This window comes from Lentzea indica, from assembly GCF_012184385.1.
Classification (GTDB): domain Bacteria; phylum Actinomycetota; class Actinomycetes; order Mycobacteriales; family Pseudonocardiaceae; genus Lentzea; species Lentzea indica.
Genome location: NZ_VSRL01000154.1, coordinates 1 through 20,982, shown reverse-complemented (window position 1 = coordinate 20,982; position 20,982 = coordinate 1). Strand labels below are relative to the sequence as shown.

The window sequence follows — 20,982 nt, the reverse complement described above, 5'->3', positions numbered from 1 at the left end:
GAGTAAGCCTCCGGACTGCCAGGATGCTCCAGATAGGCAGGGCGCACGACCGGTACGCCGGTGCGATTCGCCTGCTCCGCCAGCGTGTAGATGTACGGCGCAGTGCACCGACTCGAACAACGTGATCGTCGACGACGACTACTGCGACGAGTCGTACTACCGCAGCCACGGCGGGTACAGCAGCGGCGGCTTCATCTACATCGGCAGCAGCTCGTACCGCTACAACTACGGCGGTTCCGGCGCGGTCGGCCAGAAGGTGACCGGCGGCAGCTACACGATCCCGAAGGGTGCGAACGTCACCACGAAGTCGGGAACGTCAGTCCAGCGCGGTGGCTTCGGCGTCAGCAGCGGCTCCTCCAGCAGCGGAGGCTGAGCACAGTTGCGTCGTGAAACCTCGCAACCGCGGCCGAACTGGCAGCGCACGGTCGCGGACCAGGGCATGGTCTTCGGCCTGCCCGCGAAGTACGCGAACGGCGCTGACCGTCCGTACTGGGACGAGTCCGTGCACTACGTGTTCGAGATGAGCGACATCCTGTCGCTCGAGGCCGACGTCGAGCTGCTCCACTCCATGTGCCTCGACGCGGTGGACAACGTGGTGCTCACCGAGCGGTACCGCGACTTCGGCATCCCCGAGTGGGTGTGGCCGCACATCGCCGAGTCGTGGCGCCGCCGCGACCCGCACGTCTACGGCCGCTTCGACCTGCGCTACGACGGCAAGGGCCCGGCGAAGCTGCTGGAGTACAACGCGGACACGCCCACGTCGCTGCTCGAGGCCGGGTACATCCAGTGGTACTGGAAGACCGACGTCTTCCCGGACGACGACCAGTGGAACTCGCTGCACGAGCAGCTGGTCGCACGATGGACGGAGATCGGCGCCAAGCTGCCGTCCAACGAGCTGCACTTCACGTGGTCGGGCGCCGACCCGTCCGGCGAGGACCACCTCACGATCGCCTGCCTGCAGGAGACGGCCGCGGAAGCAGGCCTGAACACCGTGGGTCTCGCGATCGAGGAGGTCGGCTGGGACACCTTGCTCAACCGGTTCGTCGACCTCGAAGAGGCCCCGATGGGCACGGTCTTCAAGCTCTACCCGTGGGAGTGGGTGGTCGAGGAGCAGTTCGGCCGCCACGCCGTCGAGTCGCTGCCGGGCACCCTGTGGATGGAGCCGCTGTGGAAGATGCTGCTCTCCAACAAGGCGCTGCTCGCGATCCTGTGGGAGATGTACCCCGGCCACCCCAACCTGCTCCCTGCCTTCCTGAACGACCCCGGCATGCTCACCGAGTACGTGCGCAAGCCGCTGCTCGGCCGTGAGGGGTCGAACATCCAGATCGTCGCTCCCGGCTACGAAACGCAGACCGGTGGCGTGTACGGCAAAGAAGGTTTCGTGTACCAGCTGTTCGATCCGCTTCCGGACTTCGACGGCTACCGCCCCGCGTTGGGCGCCTGGGTCGTCGGCGACACGTCGGCAGGCCTCGGCATCCGGGAAACGGTCGGTCTCGTGACCGACGATGGCGCGGCGTTCGTGCCGCATCGAATTGTTGAGTAAGACTCCGAAAGGGAACAGCACATGATGTACGACCTCGCGTTGGACCCCGGCTTCGGTTCAGCCATCGGCCGGGGTATCGGCGCGATCGCGCTGTACGCCGTCGTCGGTCTGGTCCTAATGGTGTTCGGCTTCTACGCGATCGACTGGACGACGCCGGGCAAGCTGTCGATCCTCGTCCGCAACGGCGCCCCGAACGCCGTCATCGTGACCGCCTCCGGCCTGGTCTCGATGGCCTTCATCGTCGTCGTCGCCATCCTCAGCGCCGTCGGCAAGCTCGACGAGGGCCTGCTCACCTCGCTGATCTACGGCGTCGTCGGCATCATCGTGCAGGTCGCGGCCGTGCGGTTGCTGGAGTGGGTGACCAGGCTCGACATCGGCTCGATCATCGAGTCGGACAAGTTCGCGCCGGCCTCCGTCGTCGTGGCCGCGGCGCACGTCGCTCTGGGCCTCGTGGTGGCGTTCGCGATCTACTAGACGCTCGTCCGGCCCCACCTGATTTCCGTGCGAAGCGCGGATCAGGTGGGGTCTACCCTTTCCAGGGTGATTGACCTCAAGGTGTTGCGCGAGAACCCGGAGATCGTGCGCGCTTCGCAGCGCGCCCGCGGCGAGGACGAGGGCGTCGTCGACTCCCTGCTGTCCGCTGACGAGCGCAGGCGGACCGCGATCTCCCGCGCTGACACCCTGCGCGCCGAGCAGAAGGTGCTCGGCAAGGAGGTCGGCAAGGCCAAGGGCGACGACAGGGCCGCTCTGCTGGTCAAGGCGAAGGACCTGGCCGCCGAGGTCAAGGCCGCCGAGGCCGAGCAGCAAGCCACCGTGGAACTGGTCAACGAGCTCCTGGTCAAGATCCCGAACCTGGTGCACCCGGACGCACCGGTCGGCGGCGAGGACGACTTCGTGGTCGTCAAGACGGTCGGTGAGCCGAGGACGTTCGGCTTCGAGCCGCTCGACCACCTCGACCTGGGCACCAGGCTCGGCGCGATCGACATGGAGCGCGGCGCCAAGGTCAGCGGCAGCCGGTTCTACTTCCTCAAGGGCGTCGGCGCGCAGCTGGAGCTCGCGCTGCTCAACATGGCTGCGCAGCAGGCGACGGCCAACGGCTTCCAGCTCATGATCACACCGACGCTGGTGCGGCCGGAGATCATGGCGGGCACCGGGTTCCTGGGCGCTCACTCGAGCGAGATCTACCACCTGCCCGGCGACGACCTGTACCTCGTCGGCACGTCGGAGGTGCCGCTCGCCGGGTACCACGCCGACGAGATCCTCGACGGCGAGAAGCGGTACGCGGGCTGGTCGTCGTGCTACCGGCGCGAGGCCGGGTCGTACGGCAAGGACACCCGCGGCATCATCCGCGTGCACCAGTTCAACAAGGTCGAGATGTTCTCCTACGTCCGTCCTGAGGACGCCGAGGCGGAGCACGCCCGGCTGCTCGGGTGGGAGGAGGAGATGCTCGCCAAGATCGAGGTGCCCTACCGCGTCATCGACACGGCGACGGGTGACCTCGGCATGTCGGCGTACCGCAAGTTCGACTGCGAGGCGTGGGTGCCGTCGCAGGGCCGGTACCGCGAGCTGACCTCGACGTCGAACTGCACCACGTTCCAGGCACGCCGGCTGAACGTGCGCTACCGCGACGAGAACGGCAAGACGCAGATCGCGGCCACGCTCAACGGCACGCTGGCGACCACGCGGTGGATCGTGGCGATCCTGGAGAACCACCAGCAGGAAGACGGATCCGTCGTCGTTCCCGCGGCTCTGCGGCCTTTCATGGGCGGGCTGGAAGTTCTCAGGTAAAAATTCGCCAAAAAGCTGTACGTGCGCGGTCACGAACGCCTCCGATTGAACGACACACCAACATGGGGGAAGTGGTGTGCGGCAAGAGGGGGTAGCGATGGCGTTCGAAGCAGCGGTCGGGGAACACGACATCACGCCGGTGTTCCCTCCGTACCCGAGCCTGTGGATGGGCGGGTACGGCTGGGGCCCGCGCGGCAACCACGGTGCGGTCGCGCGCCGGTTGCGTGCGCAGTGCCTGGTCATCTGGGACGACGACGTGCCGAAGGTCCTGCTGCGCGCGGACCTCATCAGCGTGCCGAGGGACGTCCACCAGGTGATCAGGGGAACCCTCGTCGACGAGGGGCTGGTCGCGAACGACGACTTCCTGCTGGCCGCGAGCCACACGCACTCGGGTCCGCTGTACGGGGACATCCGGCCGAGCCCGTTCGTCATGATGAACCTCAACCAGGACGACATCGACGCGGTCAACGGCACGACCTGGCTGATCACCGACGCACTGGTCCAGCTGGTCCGCGACACGCTGGACCTCGAGCGGACCGGCGTCACGCTGTCCTACGCCGAGGGCGCGGCCACCATCGGCAGCAACCGCGTGGGCAACGGCCCCGTGCTGGACACCGTGCCGGTGCTGCGCGTCGACACGACTGACGGAGACTTGTTCGCGGTGCTGTTCGGTGCCGCGTGCCACCCGGTCTCGCGCGGCAAGGACGAGGTGTTCGACGGCGAGTTCCCGGCCGTCGCGGCCGAGTTCGTCGAGAACGAACTCGGGGTGCCGGCGCTGTTCTTCCAGGGCGCCTGCGGTGACCAGGAGGCGCTCGACCCGCACGTCCCCGCCACGACCGACCACCTGGGGACGCTCCTCGGGCAGGAGGTCGTCGACGTTCTCGCGGGCGGCGAGTTCGCCGACGTCAAGGGACCTGTCTCGACCTCGCTGATCGAGGTCGATCTGCCGTTCCAGGTCGACACCGCCGAGCAGGACGTGCAGGACATGTTGCGCGCGAAGTACGAGGCCCGGCGCGACGCGCTGAACAATCCGTCGGACCCGAACTGGCGGCACGCCGAGGTGATGCTGAAGCTGATCGTCGACGGCGAGCTGCCCACGTCGATGACGATGCCGATCCAGCGCTGGCGGTTCGGCGGCCTGAGCATCCTCGCGCTCGCGCACGAGCCGTTGTCCGCCTACCACGTGAACCTGCGGGACGAGTTCGACGGGAACCTGTGGGTGATGGGCTACGCCAACGAGTGCGAGGGCTACATCGCCGACAACGACACCCTGCGCTCCGGCGGCGACCTGCACGGCGGGTACGAGGCCGGGTGGAACGAGGACGACGACACCATCGCCGGCTTCGGCTGCTTCACCATCTCCTACGCGTGGCCCAGCCCGTTGAAGTTCTCCGACGGCGACACGCCAGAGGAAGGCACGACCGAGCGGATCGTGATGGACGCCGCACGTGGCTTGCTGAACACCTGAGCCGGTCAGGGCCTGTCCTGCCCGTGAAGTAGAGTGGCCTACCGGCCCCGTCCGGGTGGAAGCGCCCTGGTGACGTGGGTTACACCATCAACTCACGGGCAGGGCAGATCAGGTGGCGAACCGCATTCACGAGACCGCGATCATCGGCGCGGACGTCGAGCTCGGCGACGACAACGTGATCGGACCGTACACGGTGATCGCCGGGCCGTGCCGGATCGGCGACGGCAACTTCATCGGCCCGCACGTCAGCATCGGCGGGCCCGCCGAGTACCTCAGCGCGCCGCACCTGGCCGGCTGGGACGGCGAGAACGACGGCCCCGGTGTCGTGATCGGTGACCGCAACCGCATCCGCGAGTTCGTCACGATCAACCAGGGCGCCAAGGACGCGACCCGGATCGGCAGCGACAACTACCTCATGGGCCGCGCGCACGTCGCCCACGACTGCATCATCGACAACAGCGTCGTGATCACCAGCGCCGTGCAGATCGCCGGCCACTGCCACGTGTGGAGCGGCTCCAACATCGGCCTCGGCACCGTCGTGCACCAGGGCACGCAGATCGGGCCGGGCGCGATGATCGGGCTCGGATCGGCCATCCGCAAGGAGGTCGGTGCGTTCACCATCACCCTGGGCAACCCCGCCCGCACCACCGGCGTCAACGTCATCGGCCTGTCGCGCCGCGGCTGCGACGAGGACGCGATCGCCGCGCTCACCGGTTTCCTGACCGGCAAGGAGGCGGAGGTTCCCGCAGGCCTGCCGGAGGAGCTCGCCGCGCTGCTCAAGGCGTGGACCGAGCGTTCGAACGAGCACTGATCCAACACCGTCCGAGAGAACGAGAGAAGCATGTCCCTCAACGACCGTCTTCGTGGTGTCTTCGTGGACGCCCTCCAGCTCGACGACTCCGTTGACGTCGAGAACCTGAAGTACCGCGACATCGAGGAATGGGACTCGGTCGGCCACATGGCACTCGTCGCCGCCATCGAGGACGAGTTCGACGTGCAGTTCGAGACCGAGCAGGTCATCGACATGAGCAGCTTCAAGGTCGCCGTCGACATGCTGAAGGGTTTCGGCGTTGCCGAGTGACTTCGCGGGCAAGGTAGCGGTCGTCACGGGCGGCACCCGCGGCATCGGCTTCGCCACCGCCGCGGCGCTGGCCGAGGCCGGGTGCGACGTCGTCATCACCGGCCGCGACCGCGAGACCACCGAGAAACGTGCCGCCGAGCTGGGCGAACGCGTCCACGGCGTGGCGCTCGACGTCACCGACTCGGCCGCCGTGAAGGACGTCTTCAAGGGGATCGCGAAGGAGCACGGGCGCATCGACGTGCTCGTGGCCAGCGCGGGCATCCTCGAGGGCGGCCTCATCGGCATGCTCACCGACGACCACGTGACCAAGACGCTCACCACGAACGTCGCGGGCACGATCAACACCGTGCAGGCGGCGGCGCGGGCCATGATGCGCAAGCGGACCGGCTCGATCGTGCTGCTCGGCTCGATCGTCGGCGAGCGCGGCAACGCCGGTCAGACGGTGTACGCGGCGTCCAAGGCGGCGCTGGTCGCGACGGCGAAGTCCGCGGCGAAGGAACTGGGCCGCCACGGGATCAGGGTCAACGCGGTCGCGCCCGGCGTGATCCAGACCGACCTGATCTCGGAGCAGTCCGACGAGGTGCTCGAGCGGGTGAAGGCGGACACCGCCCTCGGCCGTCTCGCGCGCCGGAGGAAGTGGCCAAGGTGATCCGGTTCCTGGCGAGTGACGACGCGTCGTTCGTGACCGGCCAGGTGCTCGGGATCGACGGAGGTTTGGTGCTGTGACGCTGCTGCACGCTCAGGCCCGCCTGCGTGACGCCGCGACCGGTGAGCTGCTCGGCGGTGCCGAGCTGGCCGGTCGCGTGTCCGGGGTGGCGAAGGAACTCGCCGATCTGCCGTCCGGGGTGCTGTTCCTCCGCGTCGGCCTGGACCTGACGAGCGTGCTGCGGTACCTGGGTGCGTTCGAGGCCGGCCGCGCGGTCGCGCTGCTCGACCCGTCGCAGGACCGGGAGGTGCTGGACGGGCTCGTCTCCCGGTTCCGGCCGGCGGCCGTGCTCGGCATCGAGGACGAGCCTGCGCCCGGTTATTCGCAGGACTGGGTGCGTGAGGACGCGGACGGCGTCGCCCCGCACCCCGATCTGGCCGTGATGCTGCCGACCAGCGGCTCGACCGGAAACCCGAAGTTCGTGCGGCTGTCCCGCTCGGCGATCCTCGCGAACGCCGACGCGATCGCCGAGGTGCTCGGCATCGACTCCGACGAGGTCGCGCCGACCAGCCTGCCGCTGCACTACAGCTACGGCATGTCCGTGTTGAACAGCCACCTGCGCAAGGGCGCGACCGTGCTGCTGGAGGGTTCCGGCGTCGTCGCACGGCCGTTCTGGGACGCGGTCACGCGGTACGGCGTCACGTCGCTCGCGGGTGTTCCGTACCACTACGAGATGCTGCGCAGGCTGCGGTTCGACCCGGCCAAGTACCCGTCGCTGCGCACGCTGACGCAGGCGGGCGGCAAGCTCCGCACCGAGCTCGTCAGCGAGTTCAACGACAAGATGCGCGCCGTCGGCGGGCAGATGTTCGTGATGTACGGCCAGACCGAGGCCGCCCCGCGGATGGCCACCGTGCCGTCCGAGCGGCTCGCCGAGAAGCTCGGCTCCGCCGGTCCCGCGTTGCCCGGCGGCACGTTCGCGATCCGTGACGAGGACGGGAACGAAATCGCGGAGGCCGGTGTTGCCGGTGAGGTGGTGTACCGCGGTCCGAACGTGATGATGGGCTACGCCGAGTCCGAAGCCGAGCTCGCGCTCGGTGACGAGACCGGCGGCGTGCTCGTCACCGGCGACCTCGGGTACCTCGATGAAGACGGGTTCCTCTACATCACCGGCCGGTTGAAGCGGATCGGCAAGGTGTTCGGCAACCGGGTCAACCTGGACGACCTGGAGCAGATCGTGAAGGGCTTCGGCGCAGCCGCCGCCGTGCCCGCCGGCGACAAGGTGGTCGTCTTCCTCGACAGGGCGGACAAGGACACCTGCAAGCAGGCCGCGAAGGTGCTGTCGGAGACGCTGCACATGCACGTCACGGGCTTCGACGTGCGTCCTGCCGAGGGTTTCCCGCAGCTGCCCAGCGGCAAGATCGACTACCGGTCACTGGAGGCACAGGTATGAGCGTCTTCGGACGCGGTCAGGCCGAGCGCGAGACCGCGCTGCTGGCTGAGCTGACCGAGCTGACCGAGCACCACCGCGCGAACTCCGAGCAGTACGACCGCATTCTGTCGTCGCTCGGCATCAAGTCCGGTGAGCCGTTCGCGTCGCTGAACGACCTGCCGTGGCTGCCCGTGCGCATGTTCAAGACGCACGAACTGAAGAGCATCCCGGACTCCGAGGTCTTCAAGGTCCTCACGTCGTCGGGCACGACCGGTGGTGGCGCGTCGCGGATCTACCTCGACAAGGACGCCGCCGCGGTGCAGACCCGCCAGCTCGGCGCGACGCTGCAGGAAGTGCTCGGCGGCAAGCGGCTCCCGATGCTGATGGTCGACACCATCGGCATCATCAAGAACCGCCGCTCGTTCTCCGCGCGCGGTGCTGGCGTGCTGGGCATGGCGACGTTCGGCCGCAGCCACGTGTACGCGCTGGACGAGAACGACCGGCCGGACGTCGAGGCCGTCAAGGAGTTCCTCGCCAAGCATGGCTCCGAGCCGTTCCTGATCTTCGGCTTCACGTTCATGGTGTGGCAGTACTTGTATGAAGTGGCGCGGGAGCACGAGCTGGACCTGTCGAACGGCATCCTGATCCACTCCGGTGGCTGGAAGAAGCTCATCGACATCGCGGTCGACAACGCCGAGTTCCGCAGGCGCTTCGCCGAGGACACCGGCCTGACCCAGATCTACAACTACTACGGGATGATCGAGCAGATCGGCACGGTCTTCCTGGAGGGCAAGTCCGGAAACTCGTTGTACTGCCCGGACTTCGCGGACGTGATCATCCGCAACCCCGACACCTGGGAGGAGCAGCCCGTCGGCGTGCCCGGTGTCATCGAGGTCGTGTCGACGCTGCCGCGCAGCTACCCCGGCCACGTGCTGCTGACCGAGGACCTCGGTGTGGTGCACGGCATCGACGACGGCGACTGGCCGGGCAAGCGGTTCTCCGTGCTCGGCAGGCTCCCGCGCGCCGAGGCCCGCGGCTGTTCGGACACCTTCTCTGGAGCTGTTGCCTCATGAAGCGCCGTTTCCCCGCCGGACCTGACGTCTCCTCCGTCGACGAGCTGCTCGCGAGCATCTCGGGTGAGCCCACCGGTGGCCGGCTGAAGGTCGGCGACGAGCGGATCGTCAACTTCCTGGTGGCGTTCGCGCGCAAGCTGCTCGCACCGGCGACCGCCCGTCGCTACCCCGAGCTCGCGTCGCTCGGCTTCTTCCTGCGCCGCGGCGAGATCGCCAAGGTGCTGCGCCAGTTGGAGACCCCGGCGGGCGTGCTGCGCTTCGGCCGCGGGCTCGTCTTCCACATCCCGCCAGCCAACGTGGACACGATCTTCGTGTACTCGTGGGCGTTGTCGGCGCTCGCTGGGAACAGCAACGTTGTGCGGATCTCGCCGCGTTCGGCCGGTGCGGCGGAGGCCGTCGTCGAGGCGCTGAACGAGGCGCTGAAGGACGCGCACCCCGCTGTCGCCGAGACCCAGGTCATGGTCACCTACGACCGCGACGACAAGGTGACCGCCGCGCTGTCCGCGGCGTGCGACCTGCGCGTCATCTGGGGTGGCGACCGCGCGGTCAACGAGGTGCGCAAGCTGCCGCTGGCGCCGCACGCGCGCGACGTCACGTTCCCCGACCGCGCTTCGTTCGCCCTGATCTCCGTCGACGGCTGGAAGAACGCCACGCCGGAGCAGAAGCGCGACGTGGCCCTCGGCTTCTACAACGACTCCTACTGGTTCGACCAGGCCGCCTGCTCGTCGCCGCGCGCGCTGTTCTGGGTGGGCGACGAAGCGGCGGCTCAGCAGGCACGGGCCGAGTTCCGGGTCGAGCTGAGCGCGGTGCTCGAGGCCAAGCACCACGTCATCGAGCCGGCGATGGCCGTGCAGAAGCGGGTCTCCGCCTACGGTGTCGCGGCGGACGGCCACGCGACGTCCATCTCGTTCGACGGCAACGCGGTGGCCACCCTGGAACTCACGGCCGCGGCGGACGTGCCGCGCGAGTGGCTCGGCGCGGGCACCTTCCCGTTCGCCACGCTGCCCACGCTGTCCGCACTGGTGCCCATGGTGCAGCGCAAGGACCAGACGCTGTCGGTGTTCGGCTTCTCCCAGGAGGAGCTGGAGGCGCTGGCGCACGAGCTCGCTGGTCGCGGCATCGACCGCATCGTGCCGTTCGGCAACGCGCTGACGTTCTCCGACCACTGGGACGGCTTCGACCTTCCCGCGGAGTTCACCCGCCTGGTGACTGTCCAAAGCTGACAGTCCACACACGACGAAAGCCGCACCGGAGCCCGGTGCGGCTTTCGTCTTTTCCGTTGTCAGACCAGGTGCAGCGTGGCGTTGGTGAAGCCGGTGGCGATGATGGTATTGCCGTCCCAGGGCATTTCGGCGAAGCCGCGTCCGTTGTGCCAGGCCTTGACCTGTCCGTCCGGGAGCGCCGTGGCGATCTCGGCCTTGCCGTCGCCGTCGAGGTCCGCGAGGTGCAGGGTCTCGTTGCTGAAGCCGGAAGCGATGATCGTGTCGCCGTCCCAGGGCATCTCGGCGAAGCCGCGGCCGTTGTGCCACGCCTTGACCTGACCATCGGGCAGGATCGTCGCGATCTCGGAGCGGCCGTCACCGTCCAGGTCGGCGAAGTGGACGCTGTCCTTGGTCATGCCGCTGGCGATGATGGTGTCGCCGTCCCAGGGCATCTCGGCGAAGCCGCGGCCGTTGTGCCAGGCCTTGACCTGACCGTCGGGCAGCACGGTGATGATCTCGGCTCCGCGGTCGCCGTCGAGGTCGGCGAAGTGGACGTTGTCGTTGGTCATGCCGGTGGCGATGATGGTGTCGCTGTCCCAGGGCATCTCGCCCAGCCCTTGCCGTTGCGCCAGGCCTTGACTTGTCCGTCGGGCAGGACCGTGATGATCTCCTTGTCGCCATCACCGTCGAGGTCCGCGAAGTGGGCGGTCTGGTCGGTCATGCCGGTGGCGACGATCGTGTCGGCGTCCCAAGGCATTTCCGCGAAACCGCGGCCGTTGCGCCAGGCCTTCACCTGACCGTCGTCGAGCACGCGGACGATCTCGCTCCTGCCGTCACCCGAGAGCGAGGAACCGGTCTGTGAGGGACCGTCCTCGACGATGTTGTTGTAGCGCTTGGGAGTGAAGGTGCTCGCGTAGCTGGCGGACCAGACGCGCTCCTCGGCGACCTGGCCGAAGTCCCACTCCTCCCAGACCACCGGCTGGGTCTTGCCCGCGTCGGCCCAGCGCATGAACAGCGCGACGTGGCCCGAGTCGCCGTTGCGCTTCCACAGCGCGTCGCCCATCTGCAGGTCGGCCCGGTTGACGGTGTGCATCAGGTTCGGCAACGAGGCGGTGGTGTAGCTGGTGTCCAGGGCCCACGCCATCGAGGTGAAGCCGGAACAGTCCTGGCGATAGCGGCCGTACTGATTGCTGTAGTACGCGGTCTGGCTGTAGGGAACGCGGCCTGGAGCCACGAGTAGGCACGGGTCCTCACCTGCGATCTCGTGATCGGCGCGTTCGCCTGGATCGTGAACGCGGCGGCGGTCTCGGCTCCCTCTGCCGTGCGGCCGCCGTCGGTGACGAGCGTGGTGGTCTCCGGAGCGGCGTGGCCGGCGTTCGTACCCAGGAACGTCATCGCGGTGGTGGCCAGAGCGATCAGGGTCGCGGTGCGTCGCAGTCGCGTTTTCTTTCTCCCCAGTTCGTGTTGCTCGCTGACAACACGAACTTTGCTGGGGGAGCCTGCAAACCTTCTGCAAGTTCGCTGGCACTGGTTCTGCAGGCGAACTACAGGACCTGTAGAGGCCCTCTGACGTGCTTAAACGAGTGCCGCGACGGTCTCGTCGGCGATGTACCTGCCGATTTCCAGCGCGCTGGTCGCGGCGGGGGAAGGCGCGTTCAGCACGTGCACCTGGCGCGGTGCGGACTGGATGAGGAAGTCGTCGACGAGCGAGCCGTCCGGCAGCATCGCCTGGGCGCGGACACCCGCCTCGGCGCGCACGATGTCGTCCTCGCCGACGGCCGGCACGAGGCGGGCCAGGCTCGCAGCGAAACGCTTGCGGGAGAACGACCTCAGCACCTCGTCCAGGCCGGTCCTGCCGAACCGGCGGGCCAGCTTCCAGGTACCGGGGAAGCGCAGCACGTCCCACACGTCGCGCGGGGTGATCTCCGCCCAGCGGTAGCCCTCGCGGCGCAGCGCCAGCACCGCGTTCGGGCCCGCGTGCACGGAACCGTCGAGCATGCGGGTCAGGTGCACGCCCAGGAACGGCAGCGCGGGGTCCGGCACCGGGTAGATCAGGCCGCGCACCAGCTCACGCCGTTCGGGACGCAGCTCGTAGTACTCGCCGGCGGAACGGGAGCGATCGTGGCTTTCGGTCGCAGCCCGGCGAGCCGGGCGACGCGGTCGCTCTGCAGGCCCGCGCAGTTCACCAGCGCGTCCGCGCGGACGATGCCCTGCGGCGTGGCCACCTCGACGCCCGCGGACGTGGAGCGGATGGCCAGCGCGGGGGACCGGAGACGGAGGTCGGCACCGGACAGCAGGCCGACGAGAACCCGGCACACGGCGGGGAAGTCGATGATCGCCGTGGACTCGACGCGCAGGGCGGAGACGGCGGCCACCTCCGGCTCGTACTCGCGAGCCTCGGCGGGGGAGATCAGCCTGGCGGGAACACCGTTCGCCGCAGCGCGTTCGGCCAGAGTGGTGAGACGGGGGATCTCGTCGGCAGAGGTGGCCACGACGAGCTTGCCGCAGACGTCGACGGGAACGCCGTGCCCCTTGGCGAAGGCCACCATGGAAGCGTTGCCCGCCACGGACATCCGGGCCTTGAGCGAGCCGGGCTTGTAGTACAGACCGGCGTGCACGACGTTGCTGTTGTGCCCGGTCTGGTGGGCGGCCCAGCTCGCCTCCTTCTCCAGCACGGTCACGTCGTGACCACGCAGGAGAAGCTCGCGAGCGGCGGAGAGACCGAGGATCCCTCCGCCGATCACGACGACGTGACTCACGTCAGTCCTTGCCCGCGATCTTCTTCAGGATGTCGAGGTTGGCTTCGCAGATCTTCGGCATGTCGAAGTTGTCGAAGACCCACTGACGACCGGCCTCACCGATCTTCTTGGCGACGCCGTCGTCCTCGATGAGGCGGACGATCGCCTCGGACAGGGCGCGGTGGTCGCCCGGCTTGGTCAGCAGCGACTCCGTGCCGTTGCTGATCACGGCGTTCGGGAAGTAGTCGGCCCGCTCGGCCATGACGGTCGGGGTGCCCGCCGCCATCGCCTCCAGCGACGCGATGCCGATGCCGAAGCCCTGCAGGTCGTGGATCTCCATGTCGGCGCCCGCGAGGATGCCGGGGATCTCCGCCTTCGGCAGGGTGCCGGTGCAGATCAGCGCGTGCTCGACGCCCAGTTCCTTGGCGAGGTCCAGGAACGTCGAGTTGTACAGGCCGCCGATGACGATGACCTTGGTGTCCGGGTGCTTCTTCAGCACCTCGGGCAGCGCCTTGACCAGGTTGATGCGGTCGCGGACCGGGATCACGTGGCCGAGCGACGCGATGACGGGGCCGTCACCGATGTCGAACCGTTCGCGCAGCTTGGCGCGCTCAGCGACCGGGTCGAGGTCGTGGAAGCGGTCCAGCTCGACGCCGACGGCCAGCTTCTCGATGCGCTCGTCCGGCAGCTTGTAGCGCTTCTGGATGTACTCGTAGAAGATCGTGTCGATCGCCACGACCTTCGTCGGCTTGTTGTACGACGTGATCGGCTTGACGACGAACGCGTCGAGCATCCGGAAGACCGCGTGGATCGGCTTCATCGGGCTCTGCAGGCGGGTGTGCAGCGTCAACAGCGACGGCACCTTCCGCTTGCGCGCCCACATGCCGCTCTGCCAGGTCAGGTCGAAGAACTGGCCGTGCTGGTGGACGACGTCCGGCTTGAAGTCGTCCAGCAGCTTGAAGACCTTCTTGCGGTTGCCCCACTTCAACGCGAACGTGATGTCGAAGTTGAAGGAGATGCGGGTCTCCGGCAGCGTCCACGACGGCAGGCGCACGATCTTGATGCCGTCGCGCTCCTCCACCGGCAACGCACCGCCGTACGCGGCCGTCACGACCATGACCTCGTGGCCCTGCGACGCGTAGTACCGCGCCAGCGTGTCCGACACGTAGGCGCTGCCGCCCATCCGGGGCGGGAAGAAGTTGTTGATGATCGCGATGCGCATCGCGTCACGCCTTCCCGTTGGTGGCCGACAGGGTCGCCTCGTGCACGACCTTGTGCGCGGGGAGGATCGCGTTGCGCTCAGCCGCGACCTCGTCCGAACCGGCGCCCAGCTCGAGCAGGTTCAGGAAGTGGTTCAGCTGCGCGGCCAGCGGCTCGGCGCTCTGCAGGATCGTCGGCAGCTCGATGACGGTCTGCGACTGGTAGCCGACACCGTCCGCCGCCGGCGAGTCCGCGACGTGCTTGTAGATCGTGATGTCGCGGCGCAGCAGGTCGATCTCGATCAGCCGGTCGATCTCCAGCACCGAGATCTGCCGCACCTTGCGCTGGCTGATCCTGGACGCGGAGATCGTGGCGAGCGCGCCGCTGCTGAACGACATGGTCGCGTCGGCGGAGTCCTCGGCGCGGTTGTCCTTCGACGCCTCGTGGAAGAAGCCGAACGAGCCCTTCACGGCCGCCGGGGCGTTGCCGACGAAGCGGATCGCCAGGTCGACGTCGTGGATGAGCAGGTCGCCCGCGACACCGGTCTTGATCCGCGGCACGAACGGCGAGTGCCGCATCGCGTTGATCTGCACGACCTCGCCGACGAACTGCCGCGCGGTGAGGATCGCCGGGTTGAAGCGCTCGAGGAAACCGCAGACCAGCGGCAGGCCGCGCTTCTCCGACTCGCTGACGAGCTCCTCGGACTGCGCGTAGGTGGCGGCGAGCGGCTTCTCGATGAGCAGCGGCTTGCCGAGCTCCAGCGCCTGCTTGGCGATGTCGTAGTGCGCCTCGGTGGCGGCCGCGATGACGACGGCGTCGACGTCCTTCAGCGGGTCCAGCGAGTTCGCGTACTCCACGCCGTAGCGGTCGGCGATGGCCTGACCGGTCTGGGCGTTGTGCTCCACGACGAACTTGAAGTCGACGCGGTCGGACTGCGACAGCACGCGAGCGTGCAGCGAGCCCATCGTGCCCGCGCCGACGAGGGCGACCTTGGGACGGGCGGTCACGCGCCGAACACCTCCCGGACGGACGAGACGATGGTCTCGAGCTCGGCGTCGGTCAGCTTCGGGTGCACGGGCAGCGACAGAGCCTGCTCGGCGACCTTCTTGGCGACTGGCACGTCCGACGCGATGACCTGCGGGTTGTCCCGGTAGCAGTCGTAGTCGAAGACCAGCTTCGGGTAGTAGATGCCGTTGCCGATGCCCTTTTCGGTGAGCTTCGCCGCGAGCTCGTCGCGGGTCACCGGGGCGTCGTCGCCGACCAGGATCGTGTACTGGTGCCACACGTGCTCACGGCCGGGCAGAACGGCGGGCACGGTGAGACCGGTCACGCCGTCGAGGCCCTTGGACAGCGCCTCGGCGTTGTGCCGGCGCGCGTCGGTGAGCTGCTGCAGCTTCTCCAGCTGCGGGATGCCCAGCGCCGCGTGCAGGTCCGTGAGGCGGTAGTTGTGGCCCGCCATCTCGTACTGGTAGCGGGCGCGCATGCCCTGGTTGCGCATGACACGCAGCTTGTCCGCCAGCGCGTCGTCCGACGTCGTGATGACGCCGCCCTCGGCGGTGGTGATGTTCTTCGTCGCGTAGAGCGAGAAGCAGCCGATGCCGAACGAGCCGGCCGGCTTGCCCTCGTACGTCGCGCCGACGGCCTGCGCGGAGTCCTCGACGATCGTCAGACCGTGCTGCTGCGCCAGCGGGACGAGACGGCCCATGTCGGCCATCTGGCCGTACAGGTGGACCGGCATGAGGACCTTGGTGCGCTCCGTGACCTGCGCGCTGACCTTCTCCGGGTCGATGTTGAAGTCGACGGAGCTGATGTCAGCGAACCGTGCGGTGGCGCCCGCCTCCAGGATCGCGTTCAGCGTGGCCACGAAGGTGAACGGCGTGGTGATGACCTCATCACCAGGCTGCAGGTCGAGCGCCTGGATGGACGCGACCAGCGCGGTCGTGCCGTTGTTGACGGCGACCGCGTGCGGCACACCGGCAACGGAGGCGAAAGCGTCCTCGAACCGCTTGACCATCGGGCCCTGTGCGATGACACCGGAGCGGAGCACTTCCAGCACGAGCGGCTCGGCGTCCTGGACGTCGACGACGGTAATCGGAATCATGCAGCAGACTTTCCACTTCCGGAGACGGTTGGATGCGTCCGGTACAGTTACCCCGGTGTTACTGCCAGGTGCAGACCAGGCGCGGACCACAGGCTACCTGCCTGATGGAGTGATCTTTTTCAGGGTCCGTTGTGGATCCGCAGCGCAGGACCAACGACTTTCATGGACTCCCAGCCCGCCGTGCCCGGCCCGCTGCTGGGTGGCGATGCAGGAAGCGGAGAACCGATGACCGTCAAGCCCGACGTGGCTGCCCCTGCCGAACCCGAGCAGACGGCGCCGCCGGCGAAGACGCGCAAGGCAGTGATCATCGCGTGGGCCAAGCGACTGCTCATCGTGGCCGTGCTGGGCGCCGCCACGTGGTCGCTCTACTCCCAGTGGGACGAGGTCTATCCCACGCTGCTCGCGCTGCCGTGGCAGTCGGTCGTGCTTTCGCTGGTCGCGGTCTTCGTGGGCATCTTCCTCGGCCCGCTGGTCTGGAAGATCGTGCTGTCCGATCTGGGCGCACCGGTCCGCTTCGCCGACGCGTCGAAGTTCTACCTCGTCGGTCAGCTGGGCAAGTACGTCCCCGGCGCCGTCTGGGCAGTTCTGCTCTCCATGGAGCTCGCCCGCGAGGCGGGCGTCAACCGCGCGCGCAGCTTCACCGCGGGTCTGGTCGCGACCGGCATGGGCGTCCTCGCGTCGCTGATCGCCGGCCTCGCCGCACTGCCCGTGATGCTGTCCGGCCGTCCGGAGTCGAACCAGCTGCTGTGGCTGTTCCTGCTGCTGCTCGCCGGTCTGCCGTTCCTGCACCCGCGGCTGCTGACGTGGTCGGTCAACCTCGTGCTGAAGGTGCTGCGCAAGGCCCCGATCGACCGGCGCTTCACCGGCATCGAGATCCTCAAGGCGCTGGGCACGGCCGTCGCCATCTACCTCTGCTACGGCGTGCACCTGTGGCTGCTGGTCAACTCGCTCGGCTCGCCGCGCTGGGACACGCTGATCCTGTCCACCGGTGCGATGGCGCTGTCGATGACCGCGGGCCTGCTGGCGTTCTTCCTGCCCTCTGGCCTCGGCGCTCGTGAGCTGGTCATCACCGCCACCATCGCGACCGTGCTGCCGTCTGGCCAGGCCATCGCGCTGGCGCTGGTCTCGCGCCTCATGTTCACCGTCGCCGACCTGGCGGCCGCCGGTTCAGCGGCGCTCCTCGTGTACGTGCAGAAGCGCCGCGGCGTCCCGGTGCCGATTCCTGCCGAGGACTAGAACCAACGCTCCAGCACCTGGGCGACACCGTCCTGGTCGTTGGTGCCGGTGACCTCGTCGGCCACCTCAAGCAGCTCGTGGTGTGCGTTGGCCATGGCGACGCCGTGGCCGACCCACCGCAGCATCGGGATGTCGTTCGGCATGTCCCCGAACGCGATCACGTCGTCAGCCGCCACGCCCAGCCGTGCGGCCACGTCGGCCAGCCCAGTGGCCTTTGTCACGTCCCGCTCGGACACCTCGATCAACCCCGCGTTGGTCGAGTAGGTGATGGCGAACTCGTCACCCAGCACGGCTGTCGCGGCGGCCGCCATCTCACCGCTGGTCATCCCCTGGTGTCTGACCAGCAGTTTCACCGCGGTGTGCCCCAGCACCTCTGCCCGTGGGGCAACGTCGTGCGCGTCCGGCCACGCGTGCAGGTACTCCTCCTCCGCGACGAACGACTCGATGTCGGCGGCCCGCTCGCCCACCCGTTCCGCGGCCACCGCGGACCCCGGAATCGCCGTGGTCAGGGCGTTGCCCAGGTCGTGCAGCCGCACCGGGCTGATCCCGCGCTGCCAGATCACGCGGTCCTCGCCGACGTCGTAGAGCACCGCGCCGTTCGCGCAGACGGCGTACCCGGTGGCACCCAATGCGTTCGCGATGCGCGGGACCCAGCGCGGCGGACGGCCGCTGACCAGCACGAACGGCGTTCCGTCCGCGAGGACCCTGCCCACGACCTGTGCCGTGTACTCGCTCACCTGCTCGTTCGTACCGAGAATCGTGCCGTCCACGTCCGATGCCACCAGCGCTGGTTTCTCCACGATTCCATCCTCGCTGATGCCGGGTAGCGATTCGTCGTGTTGCGGATCTCGTCGCTAATGTCAGGTGGTGCGAGTTGGTGTGGTGATCCTGCCCGAGTACCGGTGGTGGGTGGCGGAACCGAAGTGGCGCGCAGCCGAGGAGCTGGGCTTCTCCCACGCGTGGACCTACGACCACCTCGGCTGGCGGACGCTCGTCGACGGACCGTGGTTCTCCGCGGTTCCCACGCTGACGGCCGCGGCCACGGTCACCTCCAAGATCCGGCTCGGCACGCTCGTCGCGTCACCCGTCTTCCGGCACCCGGTGCCGTTCGCCCGCGAGATCCTCACGCTCGACGACCTGTCCGACGGACGGCTCAACGTGGGCCTCGGATCCGGTGGCACGGGCACGTACGACACCAACGCCATCGGCGGCCAGGAGCTCACGGCTCAGCAGCGCACGCAGCGGTTCGGTGAGTTCGTCGAGTTGCTCGACTTGCTGCTGACCAGGGACAGGACGACCTGGAAGGGCGACTTCTTCGCAGCGGAGGAGGCCCGCGGGCACCCCGGCTGCGTCCAGCGGCCGCGTGTGCCGTTCGTGGTGGCTGCCGACGGGCCGAAGGCCATGAACATCGCCGCCCGCTACGGCACCGGTTGGATCACCACCGGGTCGCGGAGGCTGGAGAACCCCGGCTACGAGGACTGGTGGCGCGGGGTCGCCCAGGTGACCAGGCGGTTCAACGAGGAGCTTGCCTCGATCAACCGGGCCAAGGGCACCATCGACCGCTACCTCAACCTCGACTCGGCGCCGGTCTACTCGCTGTCCAGCGTCGAGGCGTTCCAGGACGCCGCGGGCAGGGCACGTGAGCTCGGGTTCACCGACCTGATCGTGCACTGGCCGCGCAGCGAAGGCGTCTACTTCGGCCACGAGACCGTGCTGGAGCAGGTGGCCGGGGACGTCTTCCCCGGCCTCGCCGACTCCGAGATCAGGGGCTGACGGGCGCGCCCGGTTCCGGGACCAGCTTGTAGATGGTCGAGTCCTGGTTCGAGTAGATCTTCTGCACGAACGGTTTGCCGTCGAGGTTGCGCAGACCGGCGACGCGCTCCTTGCCGCCGTGCACGTAGCCGGTGTCGACGATCACGTAGCGGACGTTCAGGTGCTTCACCGCGTCGCGCACGGCGCTGTCACTCGCGTAGTCGTTGAACTCCGACTGCAGCACGTGCACCGAAGGCGACTCGGCCGAACCGTCGTAGTGGCCGACGACCGGCTGCACGCCCGCGAGCGCGTACATCCAGACCGTGCCGTCCCTGCGGTCGTTGAGCACCTTCTCGCCCGGCTTCACCAGCTTGGTGAGCTCCTGGAAGGCCAGCACCTCGTCCGGGCTGACCACCATGTTGTGCCGGTCCGCGCCCGGCTGGTTGGCGTAGCCCTGCTCGACCTGACCCTTGTTGAGGCCGAAGTACAGGCCCTGGCTGAGGAACGCGAACACCGCCACGACGACCCCGCCGGCGATGTAGGGAGCCGGTCCGGCGGACAAGCGGGCCGCGCCCGCCTTCACGAAGTCGTAGACCTGCGCCAGGCCGTGGCCCGCGACGACGACCAGCGGGACGCAGGCCAGCGCGATGAGCCGCCACTGGTCGTTCCACCACGGGCTGGTCACCCTCGCGACCCAGGGCTGCGAGTACGACGCGGTCAGCACCCACACGCCGCCGAAGAACGCGGCAGAACCGAGCAGCCAGCGCAGGTCGCCGAGGCGGGAGGCGAAGATCAGGCCGATCCACAGCGCGAGCGCCAGCCAGTACTGCGGCAGCGCGATGACGTGCTGGAACGTCAGCAGCGATCCGATGGACTGGCTCACGGGGAACGTCGACGGCCAGTCCACGATCGCGATCTTGCCGCCGACCGCGAGCGCGCCGAGCAGGTGCGGCAGCGTCACGACGACCGCCACGACGGCGGGCACGATCAGCTTGAGCGCGTCGCGCCAGATCAGCTTGAGGTTGCCCCACCAGCGCTGGATGAACATCGGCAGCACGAACAGGATGCCGCCGAACAGCGTGCTGGAGTGGATGGCGAGCAGTCCGACGGCGACACCGCCGAAGAAGACACCGGTGTCGAGCGCCGAGCGCTTGAGGTAGGCGTCCATCGCGATGGCGAGCACCGGCATGACGGCGATGCCCAGCGTGAACGTCAGCAGCGGGCCGCGCCACAGGTTGTCGTAGGTGGCGCTGGTGCAGGCGACGGTGACGAGCGCGGTGAACCCCGCGGTGACGGCGCGGCCGTTGAAGTGCCGGATCATCGCGACCAGGGCCAGCGCGAGCAGGCCGGGGAGCAGCACGGTGTTGGCGTTCAGCACCGCCGGCACGGCGGCACCGGTCAGCTTGAACACGAGCGCGCCGACCAGGTGGTAGGCGTTCGGGTAGAAGACGCCGTCCTTGAGCTCGTACCAGTTGACCTTGCCGGTCGCGTACAGGCTGCCCTCGCCGGTCTCGGCGATGTAGCGGATGCCGTTCGCGTGGTAGGCGGCGTCCCAGTCCTGCGGGATCGAGTTCATGTCCCAGCGCATCGCCGCCATCAGCACGGCGAACCCGACGACCGCGGCCGCGAGCCGGCGAAAAGTCGTGGGAGGTGCGGGGAGCCTCGCGCGAGGCTCCGATGTACCGAGATGCTTCGCCGAATTCCGAGCCGAGCGAGGACATCGAG

At 68.3% G+C, this 20,982-nt stretch carries 19 protein-coding genes and 2 pseudogenes; 13 read left to right on the top strand and 8 right to left on the bottom strand.

Annotation, left to right across the window (positions count from 1 at the left end; translation table 11 throughout):
• Positions 1–121 precede the first annotated feature (121 nt).
• The 11 genes and pseudogenes from FXN61_RS32310 (at position 122) to FXN61_RS32260 (ending at position 10,251) form a co-directional block, all read left to right on the top strand.
• Positions 122–373, top strand: a complete 252-nt coding sequence (locus FXN61_RS32310) for a hypothetical protein (RefSeq protein ID WP_188135716.1) — start codon at positions 122–124, stop codon at positions 371–373.
• Positions 374–379: 6 nt separating this feature from the next.
• Positions 380–1,543, top strand: coding sequence for a glutathionylspermidine synthase family protein (locus tag FXN61_RS32305; RefSeq protein WP_167977767.1), 1,164 nt, complete (start codon positions 380–382; stop codon positions 1,541–1,543).
• A 21-nt stretch (positions 1,544–1,564) separates the two neighbouring features.
• The gene (locus FXN61_RS32300; RefSeq protein WP_167977766.1) at positions 1,565–2,017 is read left to right on the top strand and encodes a DUF350 domain-containing protein; all 453 of its coding nucleotides are present in this window, start codon (positions 1,565–1,567) and stop codon (positions 2,015–2,017) included.
• 66 nt (positions 2,018–2,083) lie between these two features.
• Positions 2,084–3,331 (top strand): serine--tRNA ligase, encoded by a 1,248-nt coding sequence (serS, locus tag FXN61_RS32295; protein WP_167977765.1) that lies wholly within the window; start codon positions 2,084–2,086, stop codon positions 3,329–3,331.
• 97 nt (positions 3,332–3,428) lie between these two features.
• Positions 3,429–4,799 (top strand): hypothetical protein, encoded by a 1,371-nt coding sequence (locus FXN61_RS32290; protein ID WP_167977764.1) that lies wholly within the window; start codon positions 3,429–3,431, stop codon positions 4,797–4,799.
• 112 nt (positions 4,800–4,911) lie between these two features.
• Positions 4,912–5,610 (top strand): acyl-ACP--UDP-N-acetylglucosamine O-acyltransferase family protein, encoded by a 699-nt coding sequence (locus FXN61_RS32285; protein ID WP_167977763.1) that lies wholly within the window; start codon positions 4,912–4,914, stop codon positions 5,608–5,610.
• A gap of 30 nt (positions 5,611–5,640) precedes the next feature.
• On the top strand, positions 5,641–5,880 hold the full coding sequence (locus tag FXN61_RS32280) for an acyl carrier protein (RefSeq protein ID WP_167977762.1): 240 nt from the start codon (positions 5,641–5,643) through the stop codon (positions 5,878–5,880).
• Positions 5,870–6,606 (top strand): annotated as a pseudogene (locus FXN61_RS32275) (SDR family NAD(P)-dependent oxidoreductase). The gene FXN61_RS32280 and the pseudogene FXN61_RS32275 overlap by 11 nt, the downstream one beginning before the upstream one ends.
• Positions 6,603–7,976, top strand: coding sequence for an AMP-binding protein (locus tag FXN61_RS32270; RefSeq protein WP_167977761.1), 1,374 nt, complete (start codon positions 6,603–6,605; stop codon positions 7,974–7,976). Before FXN61_RS32275 ends, FXN61_RS32270 begins: the two are co-directional and overlap by 4 nt.
• A complete protein-coding gene (locus FXN61_RS32265; RefSeq protein ID WP_167977760.1) occupies positions 7,973–9,028 on the top strand; it encodes a LuxE/PaaK family acyltransferase in 1,056 nt (351 codons plus the stop codon). Before FXN61_RS32270 ends, FXN61_RS32265 begins: the two co-directional genes overlap by 4 nt.
• On the top strand, positions 9,025–10,251 hold the full coding sequence (locus tag FXN61_RS32260) for an acyl-CoA reductase (protein WP_167977759.1): 1,227 nt from the start codon (positions 9,025–9,027) through the stop codon (positions 10,249–10,251). The genes FXN61_RS32265 and FXN61_RS32260 overlap by 4 nt, the downstream gene beginning before the upstream one ends.
• A gap of 59 nt (positions 10,252–10,310) precedes the next feature.
• Here the strand turns inward: FXN61_RS32260 and FXN61_RS32255 are convergent, their stop codons facing one another.
• The 6 genes and pseudogenes from FXN61_RS32255 to FXN61_RS32230 form a co-directional block, all read right to left on the bottom strand.
• Complete coding sequence (locus FXN61_RS32255) at positions 10,311–10,835, bottom strand: FG-GAP repeat domain-containing protein (RefSeq protein ID WP_167977758.1); 525 nt, start codon at positions 10,833–10,835, stop codon at positions 10,311–10,313.
• Entirely contained in the window at positions 10,796–11,464 is a 669-nt protein-coding gene (locus FXN61_RS32250) for a C40 family peptidase (RefSeq protein ID WP_167977757.1), read from the bottom strand. Before FXN61_RS32250 ends, FXN61_RS32255 begins: the two co-directional genes overlap by 40 nt.
• Before the next feature lie 341 nt (positions 11,465–11,805).
• Positions 11,806–12,989 (bottom strand): annotated as a pseudogene (gene lhgD / locus FXN61_RS32245) (L-2-hydroxyglutarate dehydrogenase).
• A gap of 1 nt (position 12,990) precedes the next feature.
• Positions 12,991–14,190, bottom strand: a complete 1,200-nt coding sequence (locus FXN61_RS32240; RefSeq protein ID WP_167977756.1) for a glycosyltransferase family 4 protein — start codon at positions 14,188–14,190, stop codon at positions 12,991–12,993.
• Between the two features lie 4 nt (positions 14,191–14,194).
• Positions 14,195–15,175, bottom strand: a complete 981-nt coding sequence (locus FXN61_RS32235; RefSeq protein ID WP_167977755.1) for a Gfo/Idh/MocA family protein — start codon at positions 15,173–15,175, stop codon at positions 14,195–14,197.
• Positions 15,172–16,269: a DegT/DnrJ/EryC1/StrS family aminotransferase gene (locus tag FXN61_RS32230; protein WP_167977754.1), complete on the bottom strand. Its 1,098-nt coding sequence runs from the start codon at positions 16,267–16,269 to the stop codon at positions 15,172–15,174. Before FXN61_RS32230 ends, FXN61_RS32235 begins: the two co-directional genes overlap by 4 nt.
• Positions 16,270–16,494: 225 nt before the next feature.
• Between FXN61_RS32230 and FXN61_RS32225 the strand changes: the two genes are divergently transcribed.
• Complete coding sequence (locus tag FXN61_RS32225) at positions 16,495–17,505, top strand: lysylphosphatidylglycerol synthase transmembrane domain-containing protein (RefSeq protein WP_167977753.1); 1,011 nt, start codon at positions 16,495–16,497, stop codon at positions 17,503–17,505.
• Here the strand turns inward: FXN61_RS32225 and FXN61_RS32220 are convergent.
• Entirely contained in the window at positions 17,502–18,305 is an 804-nt protein-coding gene (locus tag FXN61_RS32220; RefSeq protein ID WP_167977752.1) for an HAD family hydrolase, read from the bottom strand. The two genes, FXN61_RS32225 and FXN61_RS32220, sit on opposite strands and share 4 nt — an antisense overlap.
• A gap of 67 nt (positions 18,306–18,372) precedes the next feature.
• Here FXN61_RS32220 and FXN61_RS32215 point away from each other — a divergent pair, with 67 nt between their 5' ends.
• Positions 18,373–19,278: an LLM class flavin-dependent oxidoreductase gene (locus FXN61_RS32215; protein ID WP_167977751.1), complete on the top strand. Its 906-nt coding sequence runs from the start codon at positions 18,373–18,375 to the stop codon at positions 19,276–19,278.
• Here FXN61_RS32215 and FXN61_RS32210 read toward each other — a convergent pair.
• The coding region (locus FXN61_RS32210) for a DUF6541 family protein (protein WP_223165675.1) at positions 19,268–20,982 on the bottom strand (1,715 nt) is incomplete at its 5' end. The two genes, FXN61_RS32215 and FXN61_RS32210, sit on opposite strands and share 11 nt — an antisense overlap.